We start from the raw sequence: 11,904 nt of genomic DNA on the forward strand, positions 1-11,904 counted from the left end.
AAGTTATTTCTCTCACATAAGAATGATTTTTACTTCCATGCGTTAGGATTGAAGTAATGAGACACAGACTTATCTATATTTTTTTATTGATCGCTAGCGGTAGCAGTACAGGACAAACGCTTTTAAGAAGCAATCAATACATTGATCGCTATCAATATCAGAGCGAGGATACGACGATCTATCTAGAGTCCGAAAAAGAAATCTCTGCTATAGCCATCAAATCATTTCGGCCTGGAGTCTTTGAAATCGTTTCAGATAATGATGAACTAGTAATACCCAGAGATGAGGATACCTCAACTCCAACCTACTTTCTCTCATTAGAAAACCCTAAGAGCTCAATTATATTAAAGGCGCCTAGTGGTCTCACTTTCGATGTTTTTCTTATTTCAAGTGGGCCTTCTCCTGCTATTGATTTGAGTCGATATCGAGAGGCCTCCATAAATGAATGTGGTAATCCACCTCCATCTGTCCCTCAATCGACCTGGAGAGGCGGACTGCCAGAACCAAACTATTCACGCTCTTTTCATGAGGTATTTCATAATGTGGTGCATCACGCTGCAGGATCAAATACCAACACCAATTACACGCAAGTGGTACGGGACATTTACTTATATCATACGGAAGTGAATGGCTGGTCAGATATCGGGTATAATTATCTAATTGCGCAAGATGGAACACTCTTCGCAGGTAGAGATCCCGGCAGTGGTAGTCAGGATAATGTGCGGGGCGCACACTTTTGTGGTTCTAATACGGGAACGTTGGGTGTATGTCTATTAGGTAATTACGAAACTGCCAACCCGACCTCTGCTAGCATAAATACTTTAACCACCTTTTTAACCTATCAGCTTCTTTCGCAGGGACGTAATCCATTCGATACTTATAATCACCCTCTGGGTAATTTAGAGACCGTCATCGGTCACAGAGATGGTTGCTCGACGTTATGTCCGGGTGAAAATGTTTATTCTCTTCTCAATGAAATAAGATTGGAAGTGGAACAAAGCATTGAAAATTGTGAAACGAATGAATCACTGGCTATTAATGCTGATACCACTTTAGTCAGGGTAAACCAATTATTATCACTAAGAGCTGTCGGCAACTATGACCAATTTCAGTGGTTGGTGCCTGGGGCTGCACCTTTCAGTTTAAGTGGAAACGAAATTTCGATTGATTATTCCGTGCCTGGTTTTTATGATGTTACACTCATTGGTCAAAATGATTCCGGAAACGATACCTTGTTTATGGAAAATTTTATTCAGGTCAGCATAATGGCGGATGAGCCTGTGGTATTTCCGAATCCGGCTCAGGCATTTGAAGACATCACCATAGACTTTAAAGAAGAAATTGTAAGAAGTCAACTACTTGATATTAACGGTAAGCTGGTTGGAGAGTGGGGCTCCGAGAATGTTGTTCTTAATAACATTCAACCGGGTATCTATTTTTTAACAATTCAGAGCGTCAACAATGTTTTTAACGAGAGACTGATTATTCTTTAGTCACCATTTGAGCCAGGCATTCTACCCATTTTTCTTCGGCATTCAGACTCGGTACAAGGTCCCATTTTTCGCCCCCTGCCTCAATAAAATTCTCATGGTATTCCTCGCCCACTTCAATAGTGGTCTCAAGGCAATCGGAAACAAAAGCTGGTGAAAACGCCAAAACTTTCTTCTTCCCTTTTTTGGCAAGCTCATTTAACACATCCTCGGTATATGGCTTCACCCAAGGGTCTTTCCCAAGTCGGGACTGAAAACAAACGGTATAGTCGTCTTCCTTTATTCCAAGCTTAGCAACTATCAATCGAGTTGTTTCAAAACATTGTGCGCGGTAGCAATACCGATTATGCTCGTTCAATGTAGCACAACACTTTCCTAGCTGACAGTAATCTCCATAAGATCCCTTCCTAATCTGTCGCTCCGGCAGACCATGGTAGCTGAAAATATAATGATCGTATTGTTCTTTTTCCATCAGCTTTCGCCCCTGATCCGCAATGGTTTCGATGAAAAGTTCCTCTTCTAGAAACTGAGAGGTAAATTTGATTTCCGGTATAATCTGCCAATCCCGCGTAATCTCCATGACACGATCGATAATAGACCCTGTGGTAGCGGAAGCGTATTGTGGAAAAAGAGGTATAACATGGAGGCTGGCAACCTCCTCTTTTTGAAATTCTTCCAATACCGACTTTAAAGAAGGACTTTGGTATCGCATCGCAAACTTCACCGAATAATCATCAGAAAGCTTCTTCGAAAGGAGGGCTGTGATATCTTCGGTGTAATATTTAAGTGGGGATCCTCGATCGTCAAAAAGTTTACGATACTCAGCTGCGGATTTAGGTGCACGAAATGGTGCAATGATTCCATTTACTAATAAGAATCTTGGCAAAGCTGGTATATCAATGACTCGCTTATCCATCAAAAATTCACGGAGATATTTCCTCACATCGTACACTGCTGTTGAATCAGGTGTCCCCAGGTTTACCAGTAAAATTCCTCTCTTTTTCGCCATCAGTTTAGAAGATGTTGGCTTCCCAAATTACAATTCCATACACGAGAAACCGGAGAAATCGGAAGAGTGAAAACCATAGATACTTTTTAAATGAATAATGTACTGAACCAACCAACATGGCTATCCCGGAAAAGGGAAGTGGTGTCAGCGCAGCTACAACTACCAAAAAACCACCATAGTTGTTCAAGTGTTTTTCAAATTTTCCAAAAACACGGATTTTCATGATCCTATAGAAGCGCGTGTTTTTCAAATAAGCACCTATGCCAAAACCAATAATCCCCGCAACATATGAGATAGCAGATAGGGCAATGATGTTGTTGATATAGGCTAACAGCATTTCGTTTCGTAACGACCAAATCATGAAAAACTCTGGAGGAATAATTCCAAAAATCACCTCAGAAGCAAGGAAAATAAGATAGACAATCGTAGGCTGATCATAAACCGGCCCAAGTACAGTTTCTAGCGAGAAATTGTAGTTTTTTCGCGCGTAAATAAATGCTATCACGATTATCGCTAGCCATACGAATCCTCGCAGAAGATTTTTCAATAAAAACCTTCGCTTACCAGGCAGTTCTTTTGAGTTTCGAGGTGTCATGTAAATGCTAAACTAGCAATGCGAATTTATTGTTCCTCGGGCTTAGGATCTGCATTTTTTTTTGTTTTGTTTTTAGAGAACGATACTTTCCAAAAAGGGTCCTCTAGTTCAGTATAACGTCCATAAAACTGGGTGAGCATGATTTTAACAGCATAATTAAGGCGGTTTTGGGCATCCTGAAAGTAATCCTGTCTATTCTGAGGGTGATAAATGAAGAATTTAATTACGGGGAAAGCGCAAGTTCTAAAATCCCCAAGTATTTTCTTCACATCTGCTTTTTCTTTTTCCAGGGCTTTCATGGCTTTTCCACAGCACTTGCCAATGCCCTTGATTAGCGGTATATAGATTTGATTTACACTCAGGTTTTTTTCTTCCATCTCAGTGCACGCCTCCTCACAGAATGCCTGCAATATCCTGAGCGAAGGGATGCTCATATTTGCCTCTGTAAAAACATCCGGCTGCCATAGTATCTCTCTGAAGGTGAAAATGGATGGTAAAAGCTCCGTATCATAATCGTCATCATCCTTCAATGCCAGCATCATTTCTGTTGTAATGGAATCAACTTTCACGTCTCCAGCACAGAGTGAATAGGACCAGCCTGGTTCTTTGCTGTTGACCATCTTCAAAAAATTCCATATTTCATTCAGAGCGATTTTCATAACATATTATTGCCTCTTTATATATTATCTAAAATCTTAAGCATTGATTGAATGTAATTACAAAAAGATTACAACCTCAGCAGCGAGGATTAAAATAGCTATTAAAACTTTCTTTAACATATAAATAAGATATTTGCTAAGCTTCTAAAGTATGGAAAAAAGGTGGGTATATAAAGAAAATCCTGAGGCTGCTATCGTAGAGCAGCTGAGTAAAGAGATCAACATCAATGAATACCTGGCTAAAATTCTGGTACAGCGTGGGGTTCGGACTTTTGATGAAGCCAAAGAGTTTTTCCGCCCATCACTTAGTCGACTTCACGATCCTTTTTTAATGAAAAACATGGACCTGGCCGTTAACCGGTTGACAGAGGCGGTGTTTAGTGAAGAAAAGATTTTGATTTATGGTGATTATGATGTCGATGGAACCACCTCGGTTAGTCTTATCTACTTGTTCCTCAAGCAATTCTCAGATAAGTTAGAATTCTATATTCCAGATCGATATACTGAAGGATACGGGATCTCGAAAAAGGGAATTGATTATGCCATAAATAATGATTTCACCCTGATTATTGCTCTCGATTGTGGTGTAAGAGCCATTGACCGGGCAGCACAAGCAAAAGCGGCTGGTGTAGACCTAATTATATGTGATCATCACCTACCTGGAGATGAATTGCCGGACGCTTATGCATTACTTGATCCTAAACAAGAGGATTGTAAATACCCGTTTAAAGAGCTTTCCGGATGTGGTGTTGGTTTCAAACTGCTGGAGGGATTTTGCCAGCAAAACACCATCGAAAAGGAGAAGTTGTTCGAGTTTTTGGATTTGGTTGCTGTAAGTATCGCGAGTGATATTGTTCCTATTGTGGACGAAAACAGGATTTTGGCATTTTATGGGCTCAAGAAATTAAACCAAGCACCATCCGCCGGGTTAAAATCTCTTATTGAAATAAGCGGAAAAAAGAATCAATTTTCAATCTCAGATGTGGTCTTTTCTATTGGTCCAAGGATTAATGCTGCAGGTCGACTTACCCACGCAAAGGAATCGGTAAATCTCCTGATTGGGGATGAAACAGAAACTAGTGCTTTTGCAGATAATTTAAATGATCGCAATAAAGAACGTCGGGAATTTGATCAGACCATAACTGCAGAGGCTCTGGAAATGATCGGTGCTTTCAAAGAAGAACGTAAATCGACGGTTCTCTTTAAAAAAGACTGGCATAAAGGAGTAATAGGAATTGTTGCCTCGAGGTGCATAGAACATTATCATCGTCCAACGATTATATTGACAGAATCGAAAGGAAAGGCCACTGGTTCTGCCAGATCAGTGGATGGGTTTGATGTGCATGAAGCTATATCTGAATGTGCTGACTTATTGGAACAATTTGGAGGTCACACTCATGCTGCGGGCTTAACAATGCCAGTAAAAAATGTAGGGAAATTTATTGATCGTTTCGAGCAGGTTGTTAGTGAAAAGATACTGCCGGAGCAGTTAATCCCGAAGGTTGAAATAGATACGGAAATTCCTCTTTCCGAAATCACCTATAAAACCTACAACATCATGAATCAGATGGCCCCTTTCGGGCCTCAGAATATGGCACCACTCTTTGGCACAAAAAATGTAATAGTGGACACGCTTCCAAAAGTGCTAAAGGAAAAACACATTAAAGGCTTTCTGCATGCTGAAAACAGCACAAAACTTTTTGAGTTTATCGGGTTTGGAATGGCGGACAAAATGGATCAAATTGAGACAGGCGTGCCATTTCATATTGCCCATCATTTGGAGGAAAATAATTACATGAGGAATAAGTCCCTCATTTTGAATCTTAGGGATATAAGATTTGATGCATAAATTGCAGCTCTTTTATGGAATTACGCGCAGAACATCTGATTAAGAAATACAAGAAAAGAAAAGTCGTTAATGACATTTCTGTTTCTGTAAAAACCGGCGAAATAGTAGGGCTTCTAGGTCCAAATGGTGCCGGTAAAACCACTTCATTTTACATGATAGTGGGACTAATCAAACCGAATGAAGGTCATATTTATCTTGACGAGGATGATATCACCGATCTTCCAATGTACAGAAGAGCAAAGAGAGGTATTGGTTACCTGGCTCAGGAAGCCTCTGTTTTTCGAAAACTTAGTGTTGAAGATAATATCCTGGCTGTGCTTGAAATGACTGATAAAACCAAGCAGGAACAGAAGGAAAAGTGTGAGAGTCTCTTAGAAGAATTTAGCTTGACACATGTAAGAAAAAATTTGGGCCAGGTATTATCCGGAGGTGAGAGACGGAGAACAGAAATAGCAAGAGCCCTGGCTGTAGATCCCAATTTTGTTTTGTTGGATGAGCCATTTGCGGGTGTAGACCCAATTGCTGTAGAAGAAATACAGACAATCGTAGCACAGTTGAAAAACAAGAATATTGGTATCCTCATTACTGACCACAATGTAAATGAGACCTTATCTATCACTGACAGAGCGTACCTAATGTTTGAGGGTAGATTACTCAAAGCAGGAACGGCTGAAGAGCTAGCCAATGATGAGCAGGTCAGGAAAGTTTATCTGGGTAAACATTTCGAACTCAAACGTAAGATTTAATAATTTTAACTAATGGAACTGCTCAATTCGATATTGTCATGGGTGATGAAGAAACGTATTCATCAGATTGAGCTATTCAAGAAGTATCCACATGAAGTTCAAAATGAGCTTCTTGAGGATCTGATAAAGAAATCTGCTAAAACAGAATACGGTAAAAAATATGGTTTTGGCACTATCGAAAACTATGACCATTTCAAAAACAAAGTTCCAATTGTCAACTATGAAGGGCTATACCCTTACATAGAAAGGTTAATGAAGGGGGAACAAAACATACTTTGGCCCTCGGAAATAAGATGGTTCGCAAAATCATCCGGAACCACGAATGCTCGAAGCAAATTCATTCCCGTTTCTCAGGAAGCCCTCGATGACTGCCATTATAAAGGAGGAAAAGATCTCCTCAGTATTTACTTCAATAATTACCCTGAGGCAAAGATGTTTTCAGGAAAAGGTCTGGTAATTGGAGGGAGTCATCAACTCAATCAATTTGATAAAAACTCAAACTCCTATTATGGTGATGTTTCTGCGGTTTTATTGAAGAATTTGCCCTGGTGGGCACAAATGGTGCGGACCCCAAGCCTGGATATTGCATTGATGGATGAGTGGGAGGAAAAAATTGACCGGATGGTGGAGATTACTTCTAATGAAAATGTGACCAACATTTCAGGAGTGCCTACCTGGATGATTGTACTTATTGAAAAAATGCTGGAAAGGAACAATGCCAGCAACATCCTGGAAATTTGGCCCAATCTGGAAGTTTTCTTTCATGGAGCTGTCTCATTTACACCTTATGAGGAGTTGTTTAAAAAATTGATTCCATCTCCTACGATGAGGTATATGGAGACTTACAATGCTTCGGAGGGGTTCTTTGGTATTCAAGATCAAACAGACAGCAAACACATGCTGTTGATGCTTGATTATGGGATTTTTTACGAATTTATTCCTTTCAATGAACTGGATAGCGACAATCCCACAACACTGACCCTTGAAGAAGTCGAAGTTGGTAAGAATTATGCCATCTTGATAACTACCAATGCGGGTCTGTGGAGGTATAAAATTGGTGATACCGTCACTTTCACAAGCGTTGATCCATTTAGAATCAGAATATCCGGAAGAACCAAACATTTTATTAACGCATTTGGAGAGGAGTTGATTATTGAAAACGCAGAGATGGCTATAGCTGAAGCGTGTAAAAAAACTGACGCAACTATCGACAATTTTACAGCAGGTCCAATGTATATAGGTGATGGCAACAAGGGAGGTCATGAGTGGATCATAGAGTTTACCCGAGTCCCAAATGACATGGATAGGTTTACCAAACTGCTTGATGAAAAACTTCGTGAAGTAAATTCAGATTATGATGCCAAGCGTTACAAGGACATTGCATTGCAGGAGCCAATTGTTCATGTTGTACCACAACATACATTCTATAACTGGATGAAATCCAAAGGGAAATTAGGCGGACAGCATAAAGTACCCAGGTTAGCAAATAATCGTGAGTACATCGATCAATTGATCGCATTTAAAACTTACGGATGATATTGAAGTAAATTTTCAAGTCAAAACTGAGAAATATACCTTTACGTAAGTATTATGCTTTTTCTAAAAACGCAAATACTTGAATGTGATTTCAGAATGAAAAAATTGTTTTTTGTACGAATTCTCACTGCTGTTTTAACCATTTCCATGGTGACCGAAATTGCAGTACCCCTCAACGTAGAGGATGCAATCTCCATTGAGATCGATTCAGAAACGGAGAATGAAGAAGGAAAAGAAGATAATAAAGAAAAAACAACATCAAGATTGGAATCTTATTTACCTGAAACAAGCATTTACTTCTCAAACCTTACTTTGATTTCATTTAAACATCCAAAATGGAAATCTCCGTCCATTGACTTCCAAACACCCCCTCCCGAGTTGTCTTAAAAGATTTGACGAACACAATTTTTTATTTTTTGTTATAACACAACTTGACAACACTATATGGAATCTCATAAAACCGGTTTATTCAGTAATTTCAAATCAGACCTATCCGCCAGTTTGGTGGTTTTCTTAGTCGCCGTTCCTCTTTGTTTGGGAATTGCACTAGCATCAGGAGCTCCTTTATTTGCGGGAATCATTTCAGGCATTATAGGTGGTATACTTGTCGGCCTCATAAGTGGGTCCGCAGTTGGGGTAAGTGGCCCGGCAGCAGGTCTGGCAGTAATCGTCCTTGCCGGTATTCAAGACCTTGAATCTTTCCCTGTTTTCTTAGCCGCTGTAGTAGTAAGCGGTATCATTCAAATTTTGCTAGGGATTGCAAAGGCAGGAATCATAGGCTACTATTTTCCATCATCCGTAATCAAGGGTATGCTATCTGCAATTGGAATTATTATTTTCTTGAAGCAAATACCTCACGCATTTGGATACGATGCTGACCCGGAAGGAGACTTAGAATTTTTCCAGCCGGATGGTGAAAATACATTCTCTGAATTATTTACCATGTTGGACTATATTCAGGAAGGTGCAGTAATCATTTTTGTCATTTCCATGGTGATTCTCATTCTATGGGAGACAAAATTTATGAAGAGTATCAAGGTCTTCCAAATTGTGCAGGGGCCTCTCGTAGTAGTCATAGCTGGCATTATCATCAATCAATTGTTTAGTGGATCTTCCTTGTATATAGATGAGACACACATGGTAAGTTTGCCGGTAGCTGCAACCTTTACAGAATTCATTAACCAATTTACCTTTTTTGATCCCTCAGCATTGTTTCGCAAAGATGTGTTGATACTTGGTGCAACTATAGCAGTGGTTGGTTCATTAGAAACGTTGCTCTGTGTAGAAGCAACAGATAAACTAGATCCACAAAAAAGAATAACCCCTACCAATCGTGAGTTGATTGCTCAGGGAACCGGAAATATTTTCTCTGGAATGATTGGAGGACTACCTATTACACAGGTTATCGTACGAAGTTCAGCCAACATACAATCAGGTGGTAGAACAAAATTGTCGGCAATTTTTCATGGGGTATTATTGCTGATTTCAGCCATTTTTATTCCAAATATCTTAAACCTCATTCCTCTTTCAAGCTTAGCAGCAATTCTTATTTTGGTTGGATACAAACTCGCAAAACCATCTCTGTTTAAGCAAATGTTTTCAGCCGGACGATCAGAGTTTGTTCCTTTTATGGTTACGATATTGGGAATCATCTTTACGGACTTATTGATTGGAATACTGTTAGGGTTAACCGTAGGTATTTTCCACATCTTGTATAATAATTTTAGAAAACCTTACGTGGTAGAAACTACGAAATCAGATGATTCTACTAAGCTAAGGTTAGAATTATCTGAGAACCTTACTTTCCTAAATAAGGCAAGCATAATTGAAACAGTTTCTCATATACCGGATGATTCAGAAGTGACAATAGATGCTTCCCGTTCACATTTCATCCACCCGGATATACTGGAAATTTTAGAGGACTTCAAAAAGAATGCGGAGTATAGAAACATCACTTTAGATATCATCGGGTTAGATAAAGAACATGATAACCCAATGAAGAAACTAAAGAAAGTCACTAAAAAAATTTAAAGTTAAAAGGCCTTCATTTTGAAGGCCTTTTTTATTCATTATGGTCGACATAACCTCTCCATTTTTCGAGAACAGACGTAAAGTCTTCTGGCAACTCAGAGTCTACAAAAACCTTTTCTTTGGTTACAGGATGGATGAATCCCAGCGTCTTAGCATGTAGCGCTTGACGTGGCATTATCTTAAAACAATTCTGTACAAATTGTTTGTATTTAGTGAATACGGTACCTTTTAAAATTTCATTCCCACCATAGGTTGCATCATTAAAAAGCGGGTGGCCTAGATATCGCATATGTGCCCTAATCTGATGAGTCCTTCCGGTCTCTAGATTGCATTTCAACAGGGAAACATATCTAAGGTCTTCTATAAGTTCATAATGGGTTATTGCATTTCTGCCAAAGTCGCCATCAGGAAAAGCCGAGGTAATTCTCCGATCTTTCAAACTTCGTCCGACATTCACATCTATTGTTCCACTACCTTCTTCCGGTACGCTCCAAACCAAGGCATAATAAGTTCTCTCAATACTATGATCAAAGAATTGTTTTGCCAATCCAGTCATTGCATTTTCAGTTTTCGCGATTACTAAAAGACCAGATGTATCCTTGTCTATACGATGGACCAGTCCTGGTCGCCCATCATTTCCTTTCATTTCCGGTAGGTTTTGAAAATGATATGCCAATGCGTTTACAAGAGTCCCGGACCAATTTTGATAAGCTGGATGTACAACCATCCCTGCGGGTTTATTCACAATCAATAAGTGATCATCTTCCAATACAATATCGAGAGGTATATCTTCTGGCACCAGATCCTCATCACGGGGTGGCTCAGGCAACATGACGGAAATCTCATCCCCGGGATGAACTTTGTAGTTGGGCTTCACTTCCCTCCCATTGACTTTTACAAATCCATCTTTTATGCCGGCCTGAACTTTATTTCGAGTGACATTTGGTAGTCGATCCATCAAAAATTTATCAATTCTCAATAGATCCTGACCATCATCCACTTTTATGTTGTGGTGTTCATATAAGTCTCCCTCATTTTGGTTTGGTTCATCCGTCATGGGTGTAAATTTAAGTGATGGTAAACCTTCCTACACCAATAGAAGAACTCAATCATCCATTGTTGGAGGAAAAGAAGATAAAGCTCTTTGTAAAAAGGGATGACTTGATTCACCCGGAAATAATGGGTAACAAGTGGCGTAAACTAAAATACAACCTTCTTAAGATGAAAGAAGAGGGCAAAGAAGCTATCGTCACTATGGGGGGAGCTTTCAGCAACCATATCGCTGCGACAGCTGCAGCTGCAAAAGAATACGGGTTTAATGCCGTAGGTATTATTAGAGGGAATGAATTGGGGATCAACAGCAATCATACCCTCAAGTTGGCCCATGAAAAAGGCATGCAATTGGAATTTGTTGATAGAGAGACCTTCCGCTACTGCCGTGAAGATTCGAGCATAATTCAAAGTCAATTCCCAGATCACTATTTTTTACCCGAAGGAGGTACCAATGAGCTCGCTATAAAAGGGTGCGAAGAGATATCAACAGAAATTCAACAGAAATTTGATGTCATTGTAACTCCAGTAGGTACTGGCGGGACTTTTGCGGGTTTAGTTAAAGCAACTACTCAAATGGTCATAGGAGTAAGTGCCTTAAAAGGAAATTTTATTACCTCTGAAATAAAATCACTTTTAGCAAAAAACCACATTATAAACTCAAATTATGAATTAATTTCTGATTATCATTTTGGAGGATATGGTAAAATCAAGCCTGAATTAATCGATTTTATTAATTGGTTTAAAGAAAACTTTGGCATCTTACTAGACCCGATTTATACCGGGAAGTGCTTTTTTGCCGTTTGGGATATGATTAAAACTGATAAATTTGAAAAAAATCTTGAAATAGTACTATTACACACAGGTGGTTTACAAGGTATTTCAGGCTTTAATCGAAAAAATGAAAATATTATTCAATAAGACTTAATTTTAGATCAA

General features: G+C 39.3%; 11 protein-coding genes. 7 read left to right on the forward strand and 4 right to left on the reverse strand.

Going from position 1 to position 11,904, the window contains the following annotated elements:
• Positions 1–56: 56 nt before the first annotated feature.
• Positions 57–1,493 (forward strand): N-acetylmuramoyl-L-alanine amidase, encoded by a 1,437-nt coding sequence (locus tag ACO05G_RS15750; RefSeq protein WP_421763602.1) that lies wholly within the window; start codon positions 57–59, stop codon positions 1,491–1,493.
• Here ACO05G_RS15750 and hemH read toward each other — a convergent pair.
• From hemH to ACO05G_RS15765, 3 genes are read right to left on the reverse strand one after another with little or no spacing between them, the layout of a single operon-like run.
• Complete coding sequence (gene hemH, locus ACO05G_RS15755; protein WP_421763603.1) at positions 1,483–2,499, reverse strand: ferrochelatase; 1,017 nt, start codon at positions 2,497–2,499, stop codon at positions 1,483–1,485. The genes ACO05G_RS15750 and hemH overlap by 11 nt on opposite strands.
• Before the next feature lie 4 nt (positions 2,500–2,503).
• The gene (locus ACO05G_RS15760) at positions 2,504–3,094 is read right to left on the reverse strand and encodes a VTT domain-containing protein (RefSeq protein ID WP_348283585.1); all 591 of its coding nucleotides are present in this window, start codon (positions 3,092–3,094) and stop codon (positions 2,504–2,506) included.
• A gap of 26 nt (positions 3,095–3,120) precedes the next feature.
• Positions 3,121–3,753 carry a hypothetical protein gene (locus ACO05G_RS15765; RefSeq protein WP_421763604.1) on the reverse strand — a complete coding sequence of 211 codons (633 nt, stop codon included), beginning with the start codon at positions 3,751–3,753 and terminating at the stop codon, positions 3,121–3,123.
• Positions 3,754–3,904: 151 nt separating this feature from the next.
• On the opposite strand from ACO05G_RS15765, the gene recJ reads away from it, so the two are divergent.
• From recJ to ACO05G_RS15790, 5 genes are all read left to right on the forward strand, one after another.
• On the forward strand, positions 3,905–5,602 hold the full coding sequence (gene recJ, locus ACO05G_RS15770; protein ID WP_421763605.1) for a single-stranded-DNA-specific exonuclease RecJ: 1,698 nt from the start codon (positions 3,905–3,907) through the stop codon (positions 5,600–5,602).
• 14 nt (positions 5,603–5,616) lie between these two features.
• Positions 5,617–6,348 carry an LPS export ABC transporter ATP-binding protein gene (lptB, locus tag ACO05G_RS15775; RefSeq protein WP_348283588.1) on the forward strand — a complete coding sequence of 244 codons (732 nt, stop codon included), beginning with the start codon at positions 5,617–5,619 and terminating at the stop codon, positions 6,346–6,348.
• 12 nt (positions 6,349–6,360) lie between these two features.
• Positions 6,361–7,884, forward strand: coding sequence for a GH3 auxin-responsive promoter family protein (locus ACO05G_RS15780; protein ID WP_421763606.1), 1,524 nt, complete (start codon positions 6,361–6,363; stop codon positions 7,882–7,884).
• A 96-nt stretch (positions 7,885–7,980) separates the two neighbouring features.
• A complete protein-coding gene (locus tag ACO05G_RS15785) occupies positions 7,981–8,271 on the forward strand; it encodes a hypothetical protein (protein WP_348283590.1) in 291 nt (96 codons plus the stop codon).
• A gap of 57 nt (positions 8,272–8,328) precedes the next feature.
• Positions 8,329–9,915 carry a SulP family inorganic anion transporter gene (locus ACO05G_RS15790; protein ID WP_348283591.1) on the forward strand — a complete coding sequence of 529 codons (1,587 nt, stop codon included), beginning with the start codon at positions 8,329–8,331 and terminating at the stop codon, positions 9,913–9,915.
• A 31-nt stretch (positions 9,916–9,946) separates the two neighbouring features.
• Here the strand turns inward: ACO05G_RS15790 and ACO05G_RS15795 are convergent, their stop codons facing one another.
• On the reverse strand, positions 9,947–10,972 hold the full coding sequence (locus tag ACO05G_RS15795; protein ID WP_421763607.1) for an RluA family pseudouridine synthase: 1,026 nt from the start codon (positions 10,970–10,972) through the stop codon (positions 9,947–9,949).
• A gap of 17 nt (positions 10,973–10,989) precedes the next feature.
• On the opposite strand from ACO05G_RS15795, the gene ACO05G_RS15800 reads away from it, so the two are divergent.
• Positions 10,990–11,886, forward strand: coding sequence for a 1-aminocyclopropane-1-carboxylate deaminase/D-cysteine desulfhydrase (locus ACO05G_RS15800; RefSeq protein WP_421763608.1), 897 nt, complete (start codon positions 10,990–10,992; stop codon positions 11,884–11,886).
• The last annotated feature ends 18 nt before the right edge of the window (positions 11,887–11,904 follow it).

Source organism: Ekhidna sp. (genome assembly GCF_965227465.1).
Lineage (GTDB): Bacteria > Bacteroidota > Bacteroidia > Cytophagales > Cyclobacteriaceae > Ekhidna.